The organism is Streptosporangium carneum (assembly GCF_027922005.1).
In the GTDB taxonomy this organism is placed as follows: domain Bacteria; phylum Actinomycetota; class Actinomycetes; order Streptosporangiales; family Streptosporangiaceae; genus Streptosporangium; species Streptosporangium carneum.
Genome location: NZ_BSEV01000035.1, coordinates 45,394 through 68,804 on the forward strand (window position 1 = coordinate 45,394; position 23,411 = coordinate 68,804).

Here is a 23,411-nt window from a genome sequence, read left to right on the forward strand (position 1 = left end):
CACCGATTCGTGATCAACCTCGCACGGTTTCTCACCGTAACTCAACGTCAGGACGGCGCCGAGTCATCCCCAAGATCGGCCACCATCGAGGCCCCGAACGCGTCGGGGGGCGGTGTCAGGCCCAGGTGGATCCAGGCCGCGGCGGTGGCGACGCGCCCCCTGGGGGTCCGGGCCAGCAACCCCTGACGCACCAGGAACGGCTCCGCGACCACCTCGACCGTCTCCGGCTCCTCTCCGACCGCGACGGCCAGCGTGGACAGCCCGACCGGGCCGCCGCCGAACTTTCGCAGCAAGGCGTCCAGAACGGCCCTGTCGAGACGGTCGAGCCCTTCGGCGTCGACCTCGTAGAGGTTCAGCGCCGCGGAGGCGACATCCCTGGTGATCACCCCGTCGGCGCGCACCTCGGCGAAGTCTCGCACCCGGCGCAGCAGGCGGTTGGCGATGCGGGGAGTTCCCCTGGAACGCCCGGCGATCTCGTGCGCGGCGTCGCCGGGAAGCCGCAGGCCGAGCAGCCGGGCGGAGCGGCGCAGCACCTGCTCGAGCTCGGCGACGTCGTAGAAGTCCATGTGCGCGACGAACCCGAACCTGTCGCGCAGCGGCGCGGGCAGCAGCCCGGCTCTGGTGGTGGCGCCGACCAGGGTGAAGGGCGCGACCTCCAGCGGGATCGCGGTCGCCCCCGGCCCCTTGCCGACCACGATGTCGACGCGGAAGTCCTCCATCGCGAGGTAGAGCATCTCCTCGGCGGGGCGGGCCATCCGGTGGATCTCGTCGATGAACAGGACCTCTCCCTCGGAGAGGGTCGACAGGATCGCCGCCAGGTCGCCGGCCCGTTCCAGGGCGGGGCCCGAGGTGATCCGGAGCGGCACGGAGAGCTCCGTGGCGATGATCATCGAGAGGGTCGTCTTGCCCAGGCCGGGCGCCCCGCTCATCAGCACGTGGTCCGGTGGCCGGTTGCGCCGCAACGCGCTGTGCAGCACCAGTGACAACTGCTCGCGCACCCGCGCCTGGCCGATGAACTCATCCAGGCGCTTGGGGCGCAGGGCGGCCTCGATCAGCCGCTCGTCGCCCTCCGCCTCAGGCGACACCAGATCCCGCTCGGAACTCACGCCGGTCCACCTTCGCTCATTCGGGCGCCCGTCCCGCCGTTCTCGCCGCCCCGCTCCCTGATCCGTGCGTCCGTCACGGAGTCACCGGGCCGGAGGGCGGCGGGAAACCTCGGGCGCGTGCTCCGTCTCCTCATCGCGCGCTCCCCCGTCACCTGACGCTCAGCGCGCGCAGCGCGGCCTTGAGCAGCACCGCCACCTGCGGAGCGCGGCCCTGGGCGATCTCGGCGTCCGCCTGCGGGGCGACCGAGGCCACCGCCTCGTCGGCGTCCCTGACCGAGTAACCCAGGCCCACCAGGCCGGAGTGCACCTGGTCGCGCCACGGGGAGACGACCGCACCACCGTCGAGCGCGGCGTTGACGGCCTCCTCAGGCGTGCCGAGCCTGTCCTTGAGGTCGACGATGATCCGCTGCGCCCCCTTGGGCCCCACCCCGGGGACCCTGGTCAAGGCCTTGACGTCGGCACTGGCCACGGCCATCCGCAGGCCGTTCGGCGTGTGGACGGCGAGCATGGCGAGGGCGACCTTCGGACCGACCCCGTTCGCCGTCTGCAGCATCTCGAAGACCGCGCGCTCGTCGTCGCTAGCGAAGCCGAACAGCGTCAGCGAGTCTTCGCGGACCACGAGAGAAGTGGCCAGCCTGGCCTCCTCCCCCACCCGCAGCGCCGCCAGCGTGCCCGGCGTGCAGTGGACCAGCACACCGATCCCGCCGACCTCGACCACCGCTCCGTCGGGCGCGATCGCGGCCACCCGTCCCCGCACCGAGGCGATCACTTCGTGGTTCCTCTCGAGTATCCGGCCGCCCTGCCCCGGCCGCGGAAGTAGGCGGCGGCGCTGGTCGCGGGGCCGGAGTTGGCTCTGGCGACCGCCTCGGCCAGCCGGTTGTGCGCGCCGCCCCGCCACACGTGGCAGATCGCGAGCGCGAGCGCGTCGGCGGCGTCGGCGGGCTTGGGCATCTCCTCAAGGCGCAGCAGCCTGGTCACCATGGTCCCCACCTGCCGTTTGTCGGCGGTGCCGCTGCCGGTGATGGCGGCCTTGACCTCGGACGGCGTGTGCAGCGCCACCGGCAGCCCTCTGCGCGAGGCGCACAGGATCGCGACGGCGGAGGCCTGCGCGGTGCCCATGACGGTCCTGAGGTTGTTCTGGGCGAAGACGCGCTCGACGGCGACGGCGTCCGGTCTGACCTCGTCGAGCCAGCTCTCGATGCCCGCCTCGATCGCCACCAGCCTGGCGCCGATCTCCTCGTCGGCCGCGGTGCGCACGACGCCGACCTTGACCAGGTTCAGCGGCGCTCCGGGGCGTCCCTCGACCGCGCCGAGCCCGCACCTGGTCAGTCCCGGGTCGACCCCCATCACCCGCAGCTCGGGCAACCGCACCGACACGCCTCCGCTCGCCGAACATCTGTTCGGTGCCAGACTCTACCGCTTGCGCGCACGCGACGCACGGTTACCCGGCGCCGCCCGTCAGAAGTAGTCGAGCATGTGGGGCCTGGCGTGGAAGGCCGCGTCGAGGGCGTCGTCCCCGTCCGCGGGCCCGGTGAGCGCCCCCGTGCGGCGGAGGGTGGCTGTCGGGACCCCGGCGAACAGCGCGGAGAAGCCGCCGACGGTGAAGGCGGGCATGGCGGTGGGCAGGGCCCCCGCGGGCTGGGCCGTGGCGGACCCGCCGAAAACGGACAGGTGCCAGGGCCCCGAGTTCGCGGGCCGCTGGGGGTCGTCCACCTGGACCACGGCCTCGAGGGCGACACTCCCGGGAAAACCCCGCAGGGAGATCGCGGAGGCGAGGTCGACGACGCGGAACATCCAGCGGGTCTGGCCGACCTCGTCGCTGGAGCGGTCGCCGATCAGCCAGAAGACCGGGTCGTCGGGGGCGACCACGGCGTGCACCGACTTCGCGATCGAGGCGGACGTCCCCACCAGGGACCACAGGGCCCTGGCGGTCGCCTCGGAGCCCGCGACGAGGTTGGACACCTCGATGTCGCGCCCCCGCCAGCGGTAGACGACGAAGCCGTCCTCGGCGAGGTAGAGGAAGTCGTCCCTGGCCGCCAGACGCGACTCCCAGGTGGCGACGTCCCAGCAGACGGGGCCGCAGGCGCGGGTGGCGAAGTGGACCTTGCGCAGGACGGAGACCACCTCGTGGGCGTCGCCGGGGCCCATCCTGCGGACCTCGACGGGCTCGCTCTGCCTGATGGTCCGCAGGGCCTCGGCCGGCAGCACCGCCCTGTGCATGGCGCCCGCGTGCTCCCAGCCCAGCGAGCGGTAGATGCGGGTGGTCGCCGGGTAGAGCGCCGAGACCGGATGCCCGAGACGGGCGCAGCGGTCGAGGGTCTCCAGCATGATCCTCCTGCCGACGCCCCTGCCCCTGTCCTCGGGGGCGACGGTGACGGAGGCGACGCCGCCCATGGAGATCTGCCTGCCGTGCCACCACTGGGTGAAGTCGTTGATCCGGCTCGTCGCGACCAGACGGGCGCCGTCGAAGGCGCCGAGGTATCTCCCCTCGGCGAGCATCGGGGTGACCAGCTTGAGCCAGGCCTCCTGATCGGCGTCGGACATGGGTCCGAAGGCGCGCGTGGTGTTGTCCACCACCGCGTCGAGGTCGTCGACGGTCAAATCGCGTAGCTCCACAGTCACACAACCTAGGCAGTCGGCACGGCGAAGGCGAATCGGTTCCTACAGGTGCTGGGCGGCCGGCTCGTCGCCCGCGTCCGCCGCCCTGTCGCGCAGCCGGTCCAGCCACGCCATCACCGGCGTCGCCGTGACGCCGTGCAGGATCAGCGAGGCCAGGACGGTGAAGGCGACCACCGCCCACAGTTCGGCCTCGGGCACGCCGAAGTCGGCCTTGCCCAGCGCGTAGGCGAGGTAGAACAGCGAGCCGATGCCGCGGATGCCGAAGAACGCCGTCGCTCCGCGCTCCCTCGGCCCCGCGTGGCCGCCCAGCCCCGCCGCCCAGCCGACCAGCGGGCGGATCACCAGCAGCAGCAGGAGGGCGACCGCCGCGCCGCGCCAGGTGAGCGCGGACAGGCCGCCGGTCGCCACGAACCCGCCGAGCAGCAGGATCAGCCAGGCGGTGAACAGGCGTTCGATCTGCTCGATGAAGCCGTGCAGCACGCCGTTGTAGCCGTGCGCGCGCTCGGCCGCCCTGATGGTGCAGGCGGTCACGAAGACCGCGATGAAGCCGTACCCGTGCACCAGTTCGGTGAGGCCGTACGCCAGGAACGTCGTGGCCAGCGCCACGAAGCCGTCCCGGTGTTCGGCCAGGCGCAGGTCGGACCTGTGGGCGCGGAAGAACAGCCTGCCGAGCACCTTGCCCGCCAGCAGGCCGCACAGCACGCCCGCCCCGCAGCGGTACAGCAGGTCCGTCACCACCCACTCGCCCGCCCAGCCGACGCCGGGGACGAGCGCCATGGCGATCGCGGCGTACACCAGGGGGAAGGCGAGGCCGTCGTTGAGCCCCGCCTCCGAGGTGAGGCCGAAACGGACCTCGTCGTCGTCCCGCTCGGAGTCGACGGGCTCGCCGACCTGCACGTCGGAGGCGAGCACCGGGTCGGTCGGGGCGAGCACCGCGCCCAGGAGCACGGCGGCGGCGACGGGCCAGCCCAGCAGCGTGTGGGCGGCCAGGGCCACGGCCACGACGGTCAGCGGGAGGGTGAGACCCAGCAGCCGCCACGTCGAGGCCCACCGACGCCGTCCGAAGGGACGGTTGATCGCCAGGCCCGCGCCCATCAGCGAGATGAGCACGCAGACCTCGGTGGCGTGCTCGACCAGGGAGCGCCGGGCCACGGGGTCGGGCACGGGCAGGTCGAGCGGCAGGAGATAGAGCGCGAACCCGCCGACGAGACAGGCCAGCGGCAGCGAGAAGGGCCGCCTTCTGACGAGCCGGGGCAGGACCGCGGCCAGCAGGGCGCCCGCGCCCGCCACCGCGAAGATCAGATCAGGATTGCCCATCGTCCGCGTGATCTGCCCAGGAGCCGAAGGACAAACATCACAGAAGCCCCGAAGTCACCTCAAGCACGCTCAACGACGGCACGGGAGAGACCCCGGACGGCCGAGCGCCCGCCTCCGGCGGGAGACGGGCGCTCGCGGGGCTTTCAGGCCTGTGGCCCTTCCGGGACGGATCAGGCCTCGAGCTTCTCCAGGACGTCGTCGGAGACGTCGAAGTTGGCCCAGACGTTCTGGACGTCGTCGCTGTCCTCGAGGGCGTCGATCAGCCTGAAGACCTTGCGCGCGCCGTCCTCGTCGAGCGGGACGTTCATCGTCGGCAGGAAGCTGGACTCCGCGGAGTCGTAGTCGATCCCGGCCTCCTGCAGGGCCTTGCGGACCGGGACGAGGTCGGTGGCCTCCGAGACGACCTCGAACTGGTCGCCGAGGTCGTTGACCTCCTCCGCCCCGGCGTCGAGGACGGCGGTCAGCACGTCGTCCTCGGACAGCTCACCCCTGGGCACGAGCACGACGCCCTTGCGGTTGAACATGTAGGACACCGAGCCGGGGTCGGCCAGGGAGCCGCCGTTGCGGGTCAGGGCGACCCGAACCTCGGAGGCGGCGCGGTTGCGGTTGTCGGTGAGGCACTCGATCAGCACCGCGACCCCGCCGGGGGCGTAACCCTCGTACATGATGGTCTGCCAGTCGGCGCCACCCGCCTCCAGGCCGCCGCCGCGCTTACGGGCACGCTCGATGTTGTCGATCGGAACCGAGCTCTTGCGCGCCTTGGTGATGGCGTCGTAGAGCGTCGGGTTGCCGTCCGGGTCGGGGCCGCCGGTCCGGGCCGCGACCTCGATGTTCTTGATGAGCTTGGCGAACAGCTTGCCCCGCTTGGAGTCAAGCGCGGCCTTCTTGTGCTTCGTCGTCGCCCATTTGGAGTGGCCGGACATCGGCTAGAGCTCCCTCACCATGTCAACAAAATATGAATGCACACCGACATCCTCGGTAAGTTCCGGGTGGAAGGACGTGGCGAGCAGCGGTCCTTGGCGGACCGCGACGATCCTATCCCCAGCTTCGGCCCGAGCCAGCACTTCGACATCGGAACCGACAGATTCCACCCACGGGGCGCGGATGAAGACCGCTCGCAGGGCTCCGCGGCCCGCGAAGTCGACGTCGGCCTCGAAGGAGTCGACCTGGCGCCCGAAGGCGTTGCGCCGGACCACCATGTCGATGCCCCCGATGGTCTGCTGGCCCTCGACGCCGTCCTCGATCCGGTCCGCCAGCATGATCATGCCTGCGCAGGAACCGTAGGCGGGCATGCCGCTCTTGATCCTCAACCTGAGCGGCTCGAGAAGCTCGAAGGTGTCGGCGAGCTTCCACATCGTGGTGGACTCCCCGCCGGGGACGACCAGTCCGTCGACCGCCTCCAGTTCGGCGGGGCGCCGCACGGCGACCGCCTTCGCGCCCGCCGCCTCCAGGGCGCGCGCGTGCTCGCGCACGTCTCCCTGCAGGGCGAACACACCGATGGTGGGGGCGATGCTCACAGTGGTCCTCTCAAGTGGCTCAGAATTCCCCTTCAGCGTATGACCACTCCGCGCGTCGCCCCAAACCCGATCATCTTTGTCGGCCCCCTCCGCCCGCTCAGGCCGCGACGGAGGCGCCCTGGAAGGTGTGGTCGACGTCGACCCGCTCCAGGCTCCTCATGTGGCCGCGCCTGCCGTACAGGACGGCCATGCCCGCCAGGCAGCAGGCCGCGCCCAGGTAGTAGGGCACCGCGGAGCCGAACTCCTCCCCCAGCTTGGTGACCACGTACGGCGCGAGCGCCCCGCCCATCCAGCGGACGAAGTTGTAGCCGGCCGACGCGACGGGCCTCGGCGCGTCGGAGACCTCCATGGCGGCCTCGGTGAACACGGTGTTGTTCAGGCCGATCGGGACGCCCGACAGGATGACGAAGACGACGATCCCCACGTGACCGGAGAGCGCGACGCCCAGCTGGAGGAGGGCCAGCGCGCCCAGGGAGAGGTGGAGCACGTTGACCGAGCCGACCTTGCGCTGCAGGGCGGGCGCGCCGAAGACCGAGGCGAGCGCGACGCACGCGCCCCAGCCGAAGAAGACCGCGCCGATGCCGTACGGCGACATGCCGAGGATGAACGGGGTGAAGGCCAGGATGGTGAAGAAGGCGAAGTTGTAGAAGAACGCCGTGAACGCCGTGGTCGACAGGCCGCCGTGGGCCAGGGCGCGGATCGGGTCGCCGAGGCGGGTGCGCACGGCGGGCGCGGGGGCGGCCTTCAGCAGGGTCGCGATGAGGACGAACCCGACGGCCATGAGGGTGGCGGTGCCGAAGAAGGGAGCGCGCCAGTTCCAGTCGCCGAGGGCGGCGCCGACCAGCGGGCCCATGGAGATGCCCAGGCCCAGGGCCGCCTCGTACAGGATGATGGCCGCCTCCGCGCCGCCGCTGGCCGCGCCGACGATCACGGCGAGGGCGGTGGCGACGAACAGGGCGTTGCCCAGACCCCATCCCGCGCGGAAGCCGACGAGCTCGCCGACGCTGCCCGAGGTTCCGGCCAGGGCGGCGAAGACGACCACCAGTGCCAGGCCGAGCAGCAGGGTCCGCTTGCCGCCGATCCTGCTGGAGACCCAGCCCGTGACGAGCATGGCCACGGCGGTGACCAGGAAGTAACTGGTGAAAAGCAGGGAGACCTGGCTGGGCCCCGCGTTCAGCCCCTTGGCGATGGAGGGCAGGATCGGGTCGACCAGGCCGATCCCCATGAAGGCGACGACCGCGGCGAACGCGGTGGCCCAGACGGACATCGGCTGGCGCAGGATCCCGCCGCCGCTCTGCGAGGACATGGGAGTGACTCCTTGGGGAGGTGTGGGAGGGGACGGAGCGGGCCCGGACCGGCCAGGACCCGGCGGGCCCGGGTCAGGCGCGGCCGAGCTTGGCCAGCGCGGGCAGGGCGACGGAGATGGCCTCGCGCTCGTCTTCGGTGAGCGCGTCGAGCTGCTCACCGAGGTAGGCGACCCGGGATCGCCGCACGGCCACCAGGCGGGCGCGCCCCTCCTGGGTGAGCTCGACGGTGCGGACCCGGGCGTCGGCGGGGTCCACGCCGCGCGCGACCAGGCCGGGCTCCTCGAGGCGGTTGATCTGCACGGTCATGGTGGGCAGCTGGACGCCGTGCTCCTCGGCCAGCTCGGTCATCCGGCGGGGTCCGCCCTCGAGCGAGCCGAGCACGGCGTACTGCTGGCTGGTGACCGGCTGCCCGGCGACCGCGCGGCGCAGCAGCAGCACCAGGTGGCGCAGTTCCTTGGAGAGGCTCTCTGCCAGTTCGTCCGTCGTCATAGTTAGACAGTCTAACTTAGTCTGGCTAACCATTATTCCGAAGGGGGCGGCGCCCGTCAGGACGCCGCCCCCCTTCGAACCCGCCGACGGCCTCAGGGACGCCTGGTCTCCAGGTCGACGACCTCCTGGATCAGCTCGGCGTCCGGCGCCTGCGGCGTCCGGCGCGCCGCGGGGTCGAGCGGCCGCAGGTAGGTCTGCTGGACGCCCGGCACCCCGTCCTCGATCACGAAGGTGGCCTTGACGTGCGCCTGAGCGCCTGGCTGCCGCACCTGCGGGAGCACCTTGAAGTCGGCGGTGAGCAGGTCGCGCTCGATCCGCGTGAGCACGTAACCGCGCTGGTTGTTGTAGAACTTCAGATGCGGGTTGATCTTGAGGAACGGCTGGGTCCGTGGGTCGGAGTCCCCGCCGTCGCCGCCCGTGGTGACGGAGGTCGCGACCAGTTCTGAGCCGACCGTGCGCGTGGTCGGGTCGTCGTAGTCGAGCTTGAGGTCACTGGCCCAGTGGGCGTGCACGTCGCCGGTGAGCACGACCGGGTTGCGCACCCCCGCGTCCACCCACCCCTGGGTGATCCGCTGCCGCGAGGCGACGTAGCCGTCCCAGGCGTCCTGGCTGGTGACCTTGGCCGGGCCGGCGTTGTTGTCGCGCTGGGCGAAGAAGACCTGCTGGCCGAGGACGTCCCACTGCGCCCGCGAGTGGTGGAAGCCGTCGATCAGCCAGCGCTCCTGGGCCTCGCCGGTGATCGAGCGCGCCGGGTCGGTCGCCGCGGGGCAGTCGCGGTAGCCGTCGCCGCAGCCCTGGTCGCTGCGGTACTGCCGGGTGTCGAGCATGTGGAAGACGGCCAGCCTGCCCCACCTGATCCGCCGGTAGAGCTGCATGTCGACGCCCCTGGGAACGGACCCGCGCCGCAGCGGCATGTTCTCGTAGTAGGCCCGGAAGGCCGCCTCGCGCCTGGCCAGGAAGTTCGGCTGGGGGATCTCCGGGTTCTCCGGCACCTCGTCGGCCCAGTTGTTGTCCAGCTCGTGGTCGTCCCAGACGACCAGCCAGGGCGCGGCCGCGTGCGCCGCCTGCAGGTCGGGGTCGGACTTGTACTGCGCGTGCCGCTGGCGGTAGCCGGCCAGCGTCTCGGTCTCGGGGCCCTCGTGGTCGCGGACGTTGCCGCCCGGGATCGTGTAGGTGTCGCGTTTGTACTCGTACTGGTAGTCGCCCAGGTGCAGGACCAGGTCGGGGTGCTCCTCCGCCAGACGCCGGTAGGCGGTGAAGTGGCCGTGCTCGTACTGGGCGCAGGAGACGAACGCCATCGCCAGGCCAGAGCCGTAGGACAGCGGGTGCGGGGCGGTCCTGGCCCTGCCCGTCGGCGAGACGTACGGCCCCACCTTGAAGCGGTACCAGTACTCCCTGTCCGAGGCGAGCCCGTCCACCTCGACGTGGACCGCGTGACCCCACTCCCTGGCCGCGACGGCGACCCCCCGTCTCAGGACGCGACGTCCCGCCTCGTCGCCGTAGACCTGCCAGTGCACCGCGAAGGGGGTGGCGGGCATGCCGCCGAATCCGTCCTCCGCCAGAGGCCGGGGCGCCAGGCGGGTCCAGATCACGAAGCCGTCGGAGTCAGGATCGCCGGAGGCGACGCCGAGCGTGAAGGGGTCGGCGCGCAGGCCGCGGGAGGCCAGGGACGCCGCGCTCTCCGGGGCGGGTTCCGGGTCGGCGTTCGCCACGGCGGGGATGCCCGCCACCGTGCCCACCACTGTGCCCGCCGCGATGCCGGTGACGAGGAAGGAGCGTCGACTGAGCCGGGACATGGGGGGCCTCCGAGGATGGTCGGACATGAACGCCCGTCAGCCTTGCGGAAGACCATGACACCGGAGTGAACATCTCCGGTCATGAAAAAGGAGGCATCCTTCACGGATGCCGCCTTTTCCGGAAACTCCCTACCAGCCGCGCTCCGCCAGGCGGTGCGGGACCGGGATGTCGTCGACGTTGATGCCGACCATGGCCTCACCCAGGCCACGGGAGACCTTGGCGATGACGTCCGGGTCGTCGTAGAAGGTGGTGGCCTTGACGATCGCCGCGGCGCGCTGGGCCGGGTTGCCGGACTTGAAGATGCCCGAGCCGACGAACACGCCCTCCGCGCCGAGCTGCATCATCATCGCGGCGTCGGCGGGGGTGGCGATGCCGCCCGCGGTGAAGAGCACGACGGGGAGCTTGCCGGTCTTGGCGACCTCGGCGACCAGCTCGTACGGCGCCTGCAGCTCCTTGGCCGCGACGTACAGCTCGTCCTCGGGAAGGGACGACAGGCGCTTGAGCTCGCCCCGGATCTTGCGCATGTGCGTGGTGGCGTTGGAGACGTCGCCGGTCCCGGCCTCGCCCTTGGAACGGATCATCGCCGCGCCCTCGGTGATGCGGCGCAGGGCCTCGCCCAGGTTGGTCGCACCGCAGACGAAGGGCACCGTGAACTGCCACTTGTCGATGTGGTTGGCGAAGTCGGCCGGGGTCAGCACCTCGGACTCGTCGACGTAGTCGACGCCGAGCGACTGGAGCACCTGCGCCTCGACGAAGTGGCCGATGCGGGCCTTGGCCATGACGGGGATGGAGACGGCGGAGATGATCCCGTCGATCATGTCGGGGTCGCTCATCCGGGAGACGCCACCCTGGGCACGGATGTCGGCGGGCACCCGCTCGAGGGCCATGACGGCGACGGCGCCTGCGTCTTCGGCGATCTTGGCCTGCTCCGCGTTGACGACGTCCATGATGACGCCGCCCTTGAGCATCTCTGCCATGCCGCGCTTCACCCGGGCGGTTCCGGTGACGGCGGTCTCGGTGACTTCGGGCGTGCTGCTGGACACGGTCTCTACCTCACGAGGGCTGGGTTGCGGATCACGGGCCGCCCCAGGGCGGTTTCCGGCACTGTCTATCGTAGGCGCTGGGTGGCATGTCCCCTTACACACCATGTTGTCGCTCTTGAGCGATCTTCTTGGACATGATGGTAAGGCTCATGGGACTGCTTAGGGGATGACGGGCTTGGGCGCGGCCAGGACGACCCACACCTGACCGGGGGCGAAGTTCATCGGCTCCCCCGCCTCCGTGGTGAAGACCGTGCCGTCCTCCTCCGACTTTCGCGACCAGGCCGCCTTGAACGCCTGACCGTCGCGGAGCACGACCGCCTTCCCCTTTCCGACGCTGTGCACCATGGGCGTGTAGCTCTGGTTCAGGTCGTGGTACTCGGAGCGGTCGGTCTTGACGTACTGCACGACGATCGTGGGCGCGCCGAGCTGGCCGCCCTCCGCCGCCATGTCCTTCGTCCCGTCCTGCCAGATCAGCCACTTCTCCTCCTCCTTGGACCAGGCGAAGGTGAAGCGTGCCGCCGGATACTTGACGCTGAACGCCTTCCTGGGCACGCCTCCCTCCGGAGCCTCGCCGAAGGTGAAGCCGATGTCCCCGGCCTTGCTCGCGCCCGGAGCCTTGGCCAGCAACTGCCTGGTGTTGGCGAACAGGTTGTAGGGAGCGTAGCGGCCCGGCTGGCGGAAGTAGGCGCCGGGGGCCCTGCTGTCGGAGACGTCGACGAGCGACGCCTCCTGCACCCTGGGGATCATCTTGGTCTGCACGCCCGAGTAGGCCAGCGCGGGCTTGCCGAACTGCGGAAGGATGTGCAGGTCGGAGATCCTCGCGCTGCGGACCGGGCCGATCTTGGCGGGGAGCTTCGAGGAGAAGATGGCCATCAGTCGCGTCAGCCCCGCCTCGACCTGCTCGACGTAGACGATGTCCGCGCTCTTGAGCCCGAGCTGGGGTTTGCCCGCCGAGGTGTTCTCGATCTTGGCGGCGAGCACGGGTCTGCGCGCGGCCCCGGGGAGCCCGGTGAAGGGATGGGTCGGCTTCGGCTTGGGAGAGGCACTCGCGGACGGGGAGGGCGCGGCCTGCGGGTTCTTTCCCGGCGCCGGCTCGTCGAAGGAGCAGGCGGCAGCCGGCGCGAGAACGGCCACTCCCGCCAGCGTGACGGCGATCATCCGGGGCACCCGCACGGTTCATCTCCTCATGTCGGCCACGAAACGCCCAAGAGCTTACCTGCGCCCGACTTGCCGGATATCCGAGTCCTTGTACGGCTTACTCGATCCCGAGGGCCTTCGGCGGAGCGTCGTCGATCTCAAAGAAACCGGGATACTCCGTGTGCCCGGCCAGCCGGAGCGTCCTGGCCAGCCAACGGCGCTGGGCGGTACGGGTCACGCCGACCGCGTTGTTGTAGAAACGGCGCGAGTAGAGCACCTTGGCGACCGCCGCGCCGAGTTCGTCCAGCAGGGCGGCCCCCGACGGCGTCTCGGCGAGGCGGTCGCGGAAACGCTCCTGGTCGACGACGGCCCGCAGGGCGCGTGACAGGTCGCTCTCCGCGTGCTCGCGCTCCTCCGGGCCCGCGGTGCGTGCCTCGTGCGCCGCCGTGGCCAGCACCAGGCTCGTCGCCGGGTCCAGCAGACGGGAGGCGGCCAGTTCCAGGGCGACGGCGGTCCGCCGCACCAGCGCGGCGTCCAGGGACTCGCGGGCCAGCTCGAGGCGGATGTGCAGCCGGTCGAGGCGGCCCGCCCGCCAGGAGACGTAGACGGCGGTGAGCAGCACGATCGCGCCCACCACCAGGATCAGCGTGGTGGTCACTGGGTGTCGTCCTCCTCGACTCCCGCGGTGCTGGCGACGGTCTCGTAGACGCGCAGGACGTCACGGGCGACCGTGGACCAGTCGTACTTCCACACGGCCTGACGCGCCTCGTCCGACAGCTTGGCCCGGCGCTGGGGGTCGTCGAGCAGGGCGGCGGCCTCGCGGGCGAGCGACCCCGCGTCGCCCGTCGTGAACAGCGCCCCCGCCTGGCCGTCGTCGAGCACCTTGCGGAAGGCCGGGATGTCGCTGGCCAGGATCGCGGCGCCCGCCGACATCGCCTCGGTGAGCACGATGCCGAAGCTCTCCCCGCCCAGGTTGGGCGCGCAGAACACGTCGACCGAGTGGTAGGCGCGGACCTTGTCCTCCTCGCTGACCATGCCGAGCAGGCCGACCCTGTCGCGGAAACGGGCCGGGACCCTCTCCAGCGCCTCCTGCGCGTCTCCGGGGCCCGCGATGAGCAGACGCAGCCCGGGACGCTCGGGGGCCAGCAGGGCGAAGGCCTCGAGCAGCACGGGCAGGCCCTTGCGCGGCTCGTCCATCCTGCCGAGGAAGCCGATCACCTCGCCCTCGTCCCAGCCGGGCAGCGGTTCGGCGTCGGCGTAGCGTCCGACCGCGACCCCGTTGGGGATGAGCACGGCGTCGCCGCCGATGAACTCGACCAGGGTCTTCCTCGCCGCGTCGGAGACCGCGATCCTGCCGCTGACCTTCTCCAGGGCGCTCATGAGCACGGGCGTGGTCACCGACAGGCTCCGGTAACGCTCGTGGGAGGTGTGGAAGGTGGCCACGATCGGCCCCTTGGCCACCCAGCACGCCAGCAGGCCCACCGAGGGAACGGCGGGCTCGTGCACGTGCAGCACGTCGAAACGGCCCTCGCGCACCCAGCGGCGCACCCGGTTGGCCGACAGGAAGCCGAACGACAGCCTGGCGACCGAGCCGTTGAAGGGGACGGGGACCGCCCTGCCGACCGAGGTCACGTAGGCGGGCAGCGGGGCGTTCTCCGACGCGGGGGCGATGACCGAGACCTGGTGGCCCTCCTCGATGAGAGCCTCGGCGAGGTCACGGATGTGCGCCTGGACGCCGCCCGGCACGTCCCAGGTGTACGGGCAGACGATGCCGATCCTCACTGCTGTCTCACCACTCCTCGCACGCCCTGGCCGGGGGCCCGCCCCGGCGCTCCCCACATACCCCGCGTGGGGCCCGCACGCCTGTTCGTCCCCGCCGGTCCTGCCGCTCGCCGCACCGGGCCCGGCCCGCCCTCATCGGCGCGGCTCCAGGTCGTCGAGCCAGAGCCTCTGGAGCATGTGCCAGTCTTCCGGGTGCTCGGCGATGCCCTTCTCGAAGACGGTGGCCAGGTCCTGCGTGACGGCCGCCGCGCGCTCCTTGCGGGTGCCCTCGGAGGGCACCGCGATCTCCTCGTGGAACTGCAGGCCCCAGTCGCTCCCCTGGAAGTAGAGGATCGCCGGGATCAGCGCCGCCCCGGTGTGCACGGCCAGCAGCGCGGGTCCCGCGGGCATGCGCGTGGCGGAGCCGAAGAACTGGACCTCGACGCCCTTGGCGGTCAGGTCCCGCTCGGCGGGCAGTGCGACCGTGCCGCCCGCCCTCAGCCGCTGCGCCAGGGTGCCGAAGGTGTGGCCGTCCCCGCCGGTGAGCGGCAGCACCTCCATCCCGAGGCCCTCGCGGAAGGCGGTGTAGCGGTGGAAGAGCGACTCGGGCCGCAGGCGCTCGGCCACGGTGGTGAACGGGTGCCCCGTCGCGGCGAACCAGGCGCCCGCCTGGTCCCAGTTGCCCATGTGGGGCAGGGCGAGGACCACGCCGCGCCCCCTGGCCAGGTTGTCGTAGATCTGCTGGTCGCCGGTGACGTGCATGCGGGAGACGATCTCGTCGGCCGGCATGGAGGGAAGCCTGAAGATCTCGTGGAAGTAGCGGAAGTACGAGCGCATGCCGGCCCGGCTCAGCTCCCGGATCGCCGGGTCGTCCGGCGAGGCGCCCTTGACCCGGGCGAGGTTGGTCTCGAGGCGGCGCACCGACCCACCTCGCCGCCGCCAGAGGCGGTCGGCCACCGCCTGGAACGCCCCGGCCGTGAGACGCTCGGGGAGACGGGGGACGATCGCCCAGCCCGCGCCGAATCCCGCGCCGACGAGACGGTCCTGGAAGGACGGCTTGTCTGTCATCGTTCTTTCCGATCAGCGGAGGGTGCGGGGCGCGGCGGAGACGGCCTGGCGGCGGACATGGAGGAGACGCTGCCCGACCGTCACCGCGCTGGCCACGGCGAGCAGCCAGAGCCCGAAGGCGAGCACGTACGGCACGCCGAGACCGCCGAGACCGGCCGAGACCAGGCCGACGACCAGGCGCTCCGGGCGTTCGGCGAGACCGACGTCGCACCTGAGGCCCAGCCCCTCCGCCCTGGCCTTCACGTAGGACACGAGCGCCCCCGCGACGAGGCAGAACAGCGCGACCCCCGCCAGCACCCGCTGTCCGCTCACCATGAACCAGATCACCAGCCCCGAGAAGATCCCGGCGTCGCCCACCCTGTCGAGGGTGGAGTCGAGGAAGGCCCCCCAGAGGCTCCCGGGACCCGCCATCCTGGCCATGACACCGTCAAGAAGGTCGGCCAACACGAAAATAGTGATCACGACGGTGCCGGGGAACAACTGTCCACGGGGATAGAAGAAGAGAGCTGCGGCCACGGTGCCGAGCGTGCCGACCGCGGTGACCACGTTGGGGCTGATCCCCCGGCGGGCGAGCGCCCTGCCGAGGGGGGTCAGGATTCGGGTTACGGCGGGGCGCAGAAGTTTCAGCATCGCGCTCCGATCGTAGGCCACATGACCTGCGAGCGCGCATCCAACGCTCCGCCGACGGATTGGCGCAGCCCTCTTGTGATATTCGCCACATGGGTATTTGGTGAACACACCGCGTCCTTGCGGTGTACGGACGCGGCGGCGGACCCCGGGGTGTGGCCGCAGTCGGCCGCGCTCCTTCGGCAACGACGCAGGAGGCGACGTGGCAGAGAAGGCAACCGGCGGGACAACGGGAGCCGCGGGTAGGGCGCCCGCGGCCGACCTGCCGGACATGATTCGCAATGTCGTACTGGTCGGCCATTCCGGCTCAGGGAAGACGACCCTCGTGGAGACGCTCCTGACCGCGACACGGACCATACAGCGGGCGGGCCGGGTCGAGGACGGCAGCACGGTCAGCGACTTCGACGAGGTGGAGGTGCGCCAGCAGCGTTCGGTGAACCTGACCGTGGCGCCGCTGGTCCACGGCGACATCAAGATCAATCTGCTGGACACGCCGGGCTACGCCGACTTCGTCGGCGACCTGCGCGCCGGGCTGCGGGCGGCGGACGCCGCGCTCTTCGTCGTCTCGGCGACCGAGGGCGTGGACGGCCTGACCCAGATGCTGTGGGAGGAGTGCGCGGCCGTGGGGATGCCCCGCGCCGTGGTGATCACGAAGCTCGACCACCAGCGGGCCGACTTCGAGGAGGTCCTCGCCACCTGCCAGGACGTCTTCGGCGACGGAGTGGCGCCGCTGTACCTCCCGGTGGTGACCAACGGCAGGCTGAACGGCCTCATCGGGCTGCTGACGCAGAAGTTCTACAACTACGCGACCGGCGCCCGCAGCGAGAACGCGCCCGGCCCCTCCTACCAGGAGCAGATCGAGGCCTACCGCGGCCCGCTGATCGAGGGGATCATCCAGGAGAGCGAGGACGAGTCCCTGATGGACCGCTACCTCTCGGGTGAGGAGATCGGCACCGACACCCTCATCGGCGACCTGGAGAAGGCGGTCGCGCGCGGCGGGTTCTACCCGGTGCTCGCCACCGGAGCGGGCGTGGGGGCCCTCGAGATCCTCGAACTCATCGCCCAGGGGTTCCCCTCACCGCTCGAGCACCCGCTGCCGGAGATCACCACGATCGACGGCAAGCCCGTCCCCGACATCGCCTGCGACCCGGACGGGCCGCTCGTGGCCGAGGTCGTCAAGACCACCAGCGACCCGTACGTCGGCCGCATCAGCCTGGTCAGGGTGTTCTCCGGGACGCTGCGCCCCGACATGACCGTGCACGTCTCCGGTCACGGTCTGGCCGACCGCGGTCACGAGGACCACGACGTGGACGAGCGCATCGGCGCGCTCTCCTCCCCCCTGGGCAAACTCCAGCGCACGACCGCCAAGTGCGTCGCCGGCGACATCGTCGCGGTGGCGAAGCTGGCCCGCGCGGAGACCGGCGACACCCTCTCCGACAAGGAGCGGCCGCTGCTGATGACCGCCTGGACGATGCCGGACCCGCTGCTGCCCGTGGCGATCCAGGCCAGGTCGAAGGCCGACGACGACAAGCTCGGCCAGGCGCTGCAGCGGCTGGTCGCCGAGGACCCGACGCTGCGGCTGGAGAACAACTCCGAGACCCGGCAGCTCGTGCTGTGGTGCATGGGCGAGGCCCACGCCGACGTCCTGCTGGACCGCCTGAGCAGGCGGCACGGCGTCGAGGTCGAGAAGGTCGAGCTGCGGGTGCCGCTCAGGGAGACCTTCGGCGGCAGCTGCCAGGCCCTGGGCCGCAACGTCAAGCAGACCGGCGGCCACGGCCAGTTCGCCATCTGCCACCTCGAGGTCGAGCCCCTGCCCTCGGGCGGGGGTTTCGAGTTCGTGGACAAGATCGTCGGTGGTGTGGTGCCGCGCCAGTTCATCCCCTCGGTCGAGAAGGGCGTGCGCACCCAGATGCAGCGCGGCGTGGTGGCCGGCTATCCCATGGTCGACGTGCGGGTGACGCTGTACGACGGCAAGGCCCACTCCGTCGACTCCTCGGACATGGCCTTCCAGATCGCCGGGGCGCTCGCGCTGAAGGAGGCGGCCTCCAAGGTCCCGACGCTGCTGCTGGAACCGGTCGACGAGGTGTCCGTGCTGGTGCCCGACGACCATGTCGGCTCGGTGATGTCCGACCTGTCCTCCCGCCGAGGTCGCGTTCTCGGCACCGAGCCGGTCGGCGTGGGGCGCACCCTGGTCAGGGCCGAGGTGCCCCAGCTGGAGATCACCCGCTACGCCATCGACCTGCGGTCCATGTCGCACGGCACGGGGACGTTCCACCGCGTCTTCCTGCGTTACGAGCCGCTGCCCTCCCATCTGGCGGACAAGGTCGCCGGCTGATCTCCGGCAGGGAGGCGTGAGACTCTTCCAGCTCACGCCTCCCAAAGAATTAACCACATAACAGTAACATCACAGAACGATTTCTTTTTTTCCGGCTAAAGCATCGCAGCCCCAATGCCAGACTGATTAACCATGCGAACCGGACGCCCTTTGCTCGCCGCCGCCGCCCTGGCCGTCGTCACCACCGGCGCCGCCTACACCTTCGGCCCGGACGCGCCTCCCGCCAAACCCGCCAAGGACGCGAAAGTCGTCAAGCCCGCCAAGTCGGCCAAGCCCGCCAGGCCCGCCAAGTCGGCCAAGCCCGCGGCCGCCGAGCAGGCGCCGGGCACGGCCGCCGACTCCGTGACGGCGGCGTGCCCGACCGACGCGAAGTATCCCAAGCGCGAAATGCGCGGGATCTGGATCGCGACGGTCCAGAACATCGACTGGCCCTCGCGGAGCGGCCTGTCGGTCGCGAAACAGCAGGCGGAGTACATCAGACTTCTGGACAACGCGGTCAAACGCCGCTTCAACGCGGTGTTCTTCCAGGTCCGCCCCGCCTCGGACGCCCTCTACAAGTCGTCCCTCGAGCCCTGGTCGAAGTACCTGACCGGCACGGCGGGCAAGGACCCCGGCTGGGACCCGCTGCCCTTCCTCGTCTCCGAGGCGCACAAGCGCGGGCTGGAGTTCCACGCCTGGTTCAACCCCTACCGCGCGGCCTTCGAGGGCGGCCTGGACCGGCTCCCGGAGAACCACCCCGCCCGCAGGCACCCCGACTGGGTCGTCAAGCACGAGGGCAAGATCTACTACAACCCCGGCCTGCCCGAGGTCCGCGACCACGTCACCGCGGTCGTCAAGGACGTGGCGCGGCGCTACGACGTCGACGGCGTCCACTTCGACGACTACTTCTACCCCTACCCGGGAGCGGGCGCGAAGTTCGACGACGACGCGGCCTACAGGAAGTACGGCGAGGGCGCCAAGCGGGCCGACTGGCGGCGCGCCAACGTCAACAAGCTGATCGCGCAGGTCGACACGGCGGTGCACGAGATCAAGCCATACATCAAGTTCGGCGTCAGCCCCTTCGGGATCTGGCGCAACAAGGCGGAGGACCCCAGCGGCTCGGCCACGAGCGGGATGTCCGCCTACGACTCCATCTACGCCGACGCCCGCCACTGGATCAAAAAGGGCACGGTCGACTACGTCATCCCGCAGCTGTACTGGCCGCGCGGCTTCAAGGCCGCCGACTACGACGTGCTGATGCCGTGGTGGGCGAACGAGGTCAAGGGCACCGGCGTCGACCTGTACATCGGCCAGGGGCTCTACCGGGTCGGGGCCACCGACACCCCGGCCTGGACCAAGCCCGGCGAGCTGCCCTCGCACCTGGCGCAGAACCGCAGGAACGACGAGGTCAGCGGTGACGTCTACTTCAGCGGCAAGCAGCTTCTCACCAACCCGCTGGGCGTGCTGGACCGCGTCGTCAAGGGCTACTACACCCGCCCCGCGCTGCTGCCCCTGATCAAGGACCTCGGCGGCGGCGCGCCCGCCGCGCCCGCCGACGTGCGGGTCCAGGACACCTCGGTCAGCTGGAAGTCCTCCGCCGACGCCAGGTCGTACGCGGTCTACCGGCTCGCCCCCGGCAAGACCGACAAGTGCGCCACCGCCGACGCCCGCAACCTGGTCGCCGTCGTGCCCGCGGCGGCCGGCGAGCGCCAGGTCTTCGCCGCCCCCGGCGGCGGAACCTACCTCGTGACCGCCCTCGACCGCCTGCACAACGAGAGCCCGCCCGTCAGGGCCGTCGTGCCCTGACCTCGTCAGATCCCCCGATCTTGCCATCCGGTGGACCCCGGGCCCGATTTTCCCCTACGGTGCCAGCATTCGGACGAGGTCTGGGGAGGTCTCTGGTGAGGCGGACGCTTGTCGCGTTTGCTCTGGTCATGGGCGTGCTGTGGCCGGGGGTCGCGCATGCCGAGGTGCGGGCGACCGGACAGGTCACGCCACGGGCCACCGGGCAGACGGCGGCGCAGGGCCCGGCCCAGGCCTCGGCGCGGCCGAACGGACGGGTGGCGCTGATCGGGGTGCCGGGGCTGCAGTGGAGCGACCTGAGCCCCCAGGACACGCCGAACCTGTGGCGGCTGGCCGGGCAGAGCGCGGTCGGCTCCCTGTCGGTCCGCACGGTCGGCCGGGTGACGTGCCCGTACGACGGGTGGCTGACCGTCTCGGCCGGAGTCAGGTCGGCGGTCGGCCACGGCTGCGGGCTCCCGCCCGAGCCCGTTCCCGGCGCCGAGGGCGCCGTCGTCCCCGACCACGAGTACCTACGCCAGGCCGCGAAGAACGCCGGAGCACTCGGCGAGGCCGTGCACGCCGCCGGGCAGTGCACGCTCGCGGTCGGTCCCGGGGCGGCACTCGCCCTGGCCGACCGGTCGGGGAAGGTGGACCGCTACGCCCCCTCCCCCGACCGGCTCCCGGCGGGCGCGCTCACCGCGTGCCGGGTGATCGCCGTGGACGTGGACGACCTGATCCGGCCCTACGTGACCGGCGGGCGACTGCCCGACGTGGAGGAGAGCCTCACGCCCCGGCAGCGGGCGGTCGCGGCGCAGCTGGTGGACGTCAAGGTCGCGGCGGTGCTGGCGGCCCTCCCGCAGGACGCCTCCGTGCTGCTGGCGGGCCTGGGAGACCACGGGAGCGCGCCGCACCTGCGAGTGGCCATGATGCGCGCGGAAGGCCTCGCCGGGCGCTCCCTCGGGGCGGCCTCGACCCATCGCGAGGACGTCACGATCCTGCCGGACATCACCGCCACGATGCTCGACGTGGCGGGCGTCGCCACACCGCCCACGGTGATCGGGGTGCCGTGGCGGGCGGGCGACAGCCGTACGGGCGACGTCGAGAGGGCGCGGACCGAGCTGGCCGACGCCGACGTGGCCGGTCAGACGATCAGGGACATGGGCGGGATCTTCTTCACCGCCGTCGCCGTGCTGCAGGTGCTGTTCTACGTCGTCGCCTTCCTGCTGATGCGCCGCAGGCGCGGGCTGGGCGGGGTCCGCGTGGCCGCGCTGGCCCTGGCGTCCCTGCCGGTCTCGACGTACCTGGTCAACCTCACCCCGTGGCACCACAGCGGCGCCCCGCTGCTCGCCCTGGTCGGCGGGATCCTCGCGATCGCGTTCCTGCTGGCCGCGACGGCGCTGGGCGGGCCGTGGCGGCGCGCCCCGCTCGGGCCGCTGGCGGTCGTGGCGGGGGTCACCGCGGCCGTGCTCGCCGGTGACCTGCTGACCGGGACGACGCTGCAGCTCAACAGCGTGATGGGTTACACCGCCGTGGTCGGCGCCCGCTACTACGGCCTGGGCAACATCCCGTTCGCGCTCTTCGCCACGTCGGTGCTGCTGCTGGCGACCACGATCGCCCACCGGCTGACGGGCCTGGGGCGCAGGGGCGCGGCGGTGGCCGTCGTGGCGGTGCTGGGCGGCGTCGCGATGATCCTGGGCGGCTGGCCCGGGGTCGGCAGCGACTTCGGCGGTGTGATCGCCTTCGTGCCCGGCATCGCGGTGACCGCGCTGCTGATCGCGGGCAGGCGGGTCTCGATCGTCAAGCTGGGCGGGTTCTGCGCGGCGGGCGGCGTCGTCGTGATGGGCATCGCCTATCTCGACTACCTGCGCCCGCCCGGCTCCCAGACGCATCTGGGCCGCTTCGTCGGCCAGGTGTTCACCGGCGAGGCGACGGAGGTGATCGGCCGCAAGCTCGGGGCGATGCTGGGCACGCTGCTCAACCCGAACCTGATGCCGATCGTGATCGCCGCCGCCGCCTTCCTGGTCTACGCGCTGCTGCACCCTGACACGGCGAGCGCGGGGGTCGTCCCCGCCGCGTTCGGGCACTCCCCCGCGCTGCGGGCCGGGCTGATCGGCGCGCTGGTCAGCGGGGTCGTCGGCATGCTGGTGAACGACTCGGGGGCCGCCGTGCTGTCCATGGCCCTCGCCCTCGCCGTGCCGCTGACGCTGTCGGTCGGCGTCAAGGCCCTCGGCGACGGCGCGTCGTCCTACGAGGCGGGCCAGGAGCCCGCGAGCAGCTCCCTGGTGTCGCGCAACAGCTGAGGCAGCACCTTGGTGTGACCGACGACCGGCATGAAGTTGGTGTCGCCGCCCCAGCGGGGCACCACGTGCTGGTGCAGGTGGGCGGCGATCCCCGCGCCCGCGACCCCGCCGAGGTTCATGCCCACGTTGAAGCCCTGCGCGCCGCTGGCCTTGCGCAGGGCGACCAGCGCCCGCTTGGTGAAGTCGGCCAGCTCCGCGGTCTCGGCGTCGTCGAGTTCGGCGTAGTCCGCCACGTGCCGGTACGGGCAGACCATCAGGTGGCCCGAGTTGTACGGGTAGAGGTTGAGCACCGCGAAGACCGAGGCTCCCCTGGCGACGATCAGGCCGTCCTCGTCGCTCATGTGAGGGATCTCGCAGAACGGGCAGCCGTCGTCGGGGCCTGAGCCGGTGGGCTTGTTCGTTCCCTTGATGTAGGCCATCCGGTGGGGGGTCCACAGTCGCTGGAAGTTGTCGGGAGCCCCTGCCCCCGCCTGCTCGATCGGCTCGCTCTCCTGCATGCATTGCAGCATAGGCCCACCTGTTTCGGGGGCATCCAACCGGTGCCCCCCTGTATATGCGGACAAAGCAGCCTATTTTCCGGCAGAATCCCAGCGAGCGTGACCACCAACAGCCGAGGAGCACCCATGACCGACGTCTCCGTCGAGGAAATCACCGAGGAGACCGACTCTCCCGCTGAGACAGCCGTAGCCGCCCGTCCCTTCCCGCTGAACCTCTCGGCGACCCTGACCCCCGCGGTCGCGGAGCCGGTGGCCTCCGCCGTCGTGAAGGGCCGCATCAAGGTGGCGGACGAGGTGGTGGAGAAGGTCGCCGCCCTCGCGACGATGGAGGTCGCCGGGGTCGCCGACCTGGGCGAGGATCCGGCGGGCGTGCTGGAGCCGGTCCGCGAGCGCGCCGTCGCCAGGGCCAGGCGCGGCGGCCGTGGCGTGAGCGCCCACGTCCAGGACCGCACGGTCGCGGTCGACGTGTCGATCGTGGTGGAGTACGGCCACGTGGTGATGGACGTGGCCAACGAGGTCAAGACCAACGTGGCCCGCACGGTCAGCCGGATGCTGGGCATGCGGGTCGTCGAGGTCAACGTCGGCGTCGACGACGTCCGCCTGCCCGGTGAGTTCGGGGCCGAGGCCGCCGCGGAGGCCTGACGGCTCCTGGAGCCCCCTGGGACCGCAGGGGCCACGGGCGGGCTGAGGCCCGCCGGAAGCGAAGAAGCCGACGGGCCGCCGCCCCCCC

21 protein-coding genes are annotated in these 23,411 nt (G+C 71.4%); 4 read left to right on the forward strand and 17 right to left on the reverse strand.

All coding sequences use genetic code 11. The features are described 5' to 3' along the window. Window positions 1-47: 47 nt before the first annotated feature. The 16 genes from ruvB to pgsA all read right to left on the reverse strand — a co-directional run bounded on the left by ruvB (window position 48) and on the right by pgsA (window position 15,791). Window positions 48-1,106, reverse strand: coding sequence for a Holliday junction branch migration DNA helicase RuvB (gene ruvB / locus PKF00_RS39675; protein ID WP_271222908.1), 1,059 nt, complete (start codon window positions 1,104-1,106; stop codon window positions 48-50). Window positions 1,107-1,254: 148 nt separating this feature from the next. Further along, complete coding sequence (ruvA, locus tag PKF00_RS39680) at window positions 1,255-1,875, reverse strand: Holliday junction branch migration protein RuvA (RefSeq protein ID WP_271222909.1); 621 nt, start codon at window positions 1,873-1,875, stop codon at window positions 1,255-1,257. Further along, window positions 1,872-2,462, reverse strand: a complete 591-nt coding sequence (gene ruvC / locus PKF00_RS39685; protein ID WP_271222945.1) for a crossover junction endodeoxyribonuclease RuvC — start codon at window positions 2,460-2,462, stop codon at window positions 1,872-1,874. The genes ruvA and ruvC overlap by 4 nt, the downstream gene beginning before the upstream one ends. Before the next feature lie 102 nt (window positions 2,463-2,564). Beyond that, entirely contained in the window at window positions 2,565-3,722 is a 1,158-nt protein-coding gene (locus PKF00_RS39690) for a GNAT family N-acetyltransferase (protein ID WP_271222910.1), read from the reverse strand. Window positions 3,723-3,767: 45 nt separating this feature from the next. Further along, window positions 3,768-5,042, reverse strand: coding sequence for a cation:proton antiporter (locus PKF00_RS39695; protein WP_271222911.1), 1,275 nt, complete (start codon window positions 5,040-5,042; stop codon window positions 3,768-3,770). 170 nt (window positions 5,043-5,212) lie between these two features. Continuing rightward, complete coding sequence (locus tag PKF00_RS39700; RefSeq protein WP_271222912.1) at window positions 5,213-5,965, reverse strand: YebC/PmpR family DNA-binding transcriptional regulator; 753 nt, start codon at window positions 5,963-5,965, stop codon at window positions 5,213-5,215. Window positions 5,966-5,968: 3 nt separating this feature from the next. Continuing rightward, complete coding sequence (gene pdxT, locus PKF00_RS39705; RefSeq protein WP_271222913.1) at window positions 5,969-6,559, reverse strand: pyridoxal 5'-phosphate synthase glutaminase subunit PdxT; 591 nt, start codon at window positions 6,557-6,559, stop codon at window positions 5,969-5,971. 97 nt (window positions 6,560-6,656) lie between these two features. After that, window positions 6,657-7,865: an MFS transporter gene (locus PKF00_RS39710; protein ID WP_271222914.1), complete on the reverse strand. Its 1,209-nt coding sequence runs from the start codon at window positions 7,863-7,865 to the stop codon at window positions 6,657-6,659. A 73-nt stretch (window positions 7,866-7,938) separates the two neighbouring features. Then, window positions 7,939-8,355, reverse strand: coding sequence for a MarR family winged helix-turn-helix transcriptional regulator (locus tag PKF00_RS39715; protein ID WP_271222915.1), 417 nt, complete (start codon window positions 8,353-8,355; stop codon window positions 7,939-7,941). A gap of 92 nt (window positions 8,356-8,447) precedes the next feature. Continuing rightward, window positions 8,448-10,151, reverse strand: coding sequence for an alkaline phosphatase D family protein (locus PKF00_RS39720; protein WP_271222916.1), 1,704 nt, complete (start codon window positions 10,149-10,151; stop codon window positions 8,448-8,450). A gap of 129 nt (window positions 10,152-10,280) precedes the next feature. Then, window positions 10,281-11,195, reverse strand: a complete 915-nt coding sequence (gene pdxS, locus PKF00_RS39725) for a pyridoxal 5'-phosphate synthase lyase subunit PdxS (RefSeq protein WP_271222917.1) — start codon at window positions 11,193-11,195, stop codon at window positions 10,281-10,283. Window positions 11,196-11,354: 159 nt separating this feature from the next. Next, entirely contained in the window at window positions 11,355-12,368 is a 1,014-nt protein-coding gene (locus PKF00_RS39730) for a DUF3048 domain-containing protein (protein WP_271222918.1), read from the reverse strand. 82 nt (window positions 12,369-12,450) lie between these two features. Then, on the reverse strand, window positions 12,451-12,990 hold the full coding sequence (locus tag PKF00_RS39735) for a LemA family protein (RefSeq protein WP_271222919.1): 540 nt from the start codon (window positions 12,988-12,990) through the stop codon (window positions 12,451-12,453). Next, a complete protein-coding gene (locus tag PKF00_RS39740) occupies window positions 12,987-14,114 on the reverse strand; it encodes a glycosyltransferase family 4 protein (protein ID WP_271222920.1) in 1,128 nt (375 codons plus the stop codon). Before PKF00_RS39740 ends, PKF00_RS39735 begins: the two co-directional genes overlap by 4 nt. Before the next feature lie 132 nt (window positions 14,115-14,246). Further along, window positions 14,247-15,161 (reverse strand): phosphatidylinositol mannoside acyltransferase, encoded by a 915-nt coding sequence (locus tag PKF00_RS39745; protein ID WP_271222921.1) that lies wholly within the window; start codon window positions 15,159-15,161, stop codon window positions 14,247-14,249. 12 nt (window positions 15,162-15,173) lie between these two features. Then, entirely contained in the window at window positions 15,174-15,791 is a 618-nt protein-coding gene (gene pgsA, locus PKF00_RS39750) for a phosphatidylinositol phosphate synthase (RefSeq protein WP_271222922.1), read from the reverse strand. Window positions 15,792-15,990: 199 nt separating this feature from the next. Here pgsA and PKF00_RS39755 point away from each other — a divergent pair, with 199 nt between their 5' ends. The 3 genes from PKF00_RS39755 to PKF00_RS39765 all read left to right on the forward strand — a co-directional run bounded on the left by PKF00_RS39755 (window position 15,991) and on the right by PKF00_RS39765 (window position 22,184). Beyond that, complete coding sequence (locus PKF00_RS39755) at window positions 15,991-18,123, forward strand: elongation factor G-like protein EF-G2 (RefSeq protein ID WP_271222923.1); 2,133 nt, start codon at window positions 15,991-15,993, stop codon at window positions 18,121-18,123. Window positions 18,124-18,255: 132 nt separating this feature from the next. Continuing rightward, a complete protein-coding gene (locus PKF00_RS39760; protein WP_271222924.1) occupies window positions 18,256-19,908 on the forward strand; it encodes a glycoside hydrolase family 10-like protein in 1,653 nt (550 codons plus the stop codon). A 95-nt stretch (window positions 19,909-20,003) separates the two neighbouring features. Continuing rightward, window positions 20,004-22,184 carry a hypothetical protein gene (locus PKF00_RS39765; protein WP_271222925.1) on the forward strand — a complete coding sequence of 727 codons (2,181 nt, stop codon included), beginning with the start codon at window positions 20,004-20,006 and terminating at the stop codon, window positions 22,182-22,184. Here the strand turns inward: PKF00_RS39765 and PKF00_RS39770 are convergent. Then, entirely contained in the window at window positions 22,130-22,681 is a 552-nt protein-coding gene (locus PKF00_RS39770) for an HIT family protein (protein WP_271222926.1), read from the reverse strand. The genes PKF00_RS39765 and PKF00_RS39770 overlap by 55 nt on opposite strands. Window positions 22,682-22,807: 126 nt before the next feature. On the opposite strand from PKF00_RS39770, the gene PKF00_RS39775 reads away from it, so the two are divergent. After that, window positions 22,808-23,323 (forward strand): Asp23/Gls24 family envelope stress response protein, encoded by a 516-nt coding sequence (locus PKF00_RS39775; protein ID WP_271222927.1) that lies wholly within the window; start codon window positions 22,808-22,810, stop codon window positions 23,321-23,323. The last annotated feature ends 88 nt before the right edge of the window (window positions 23,324-23,411 follow it).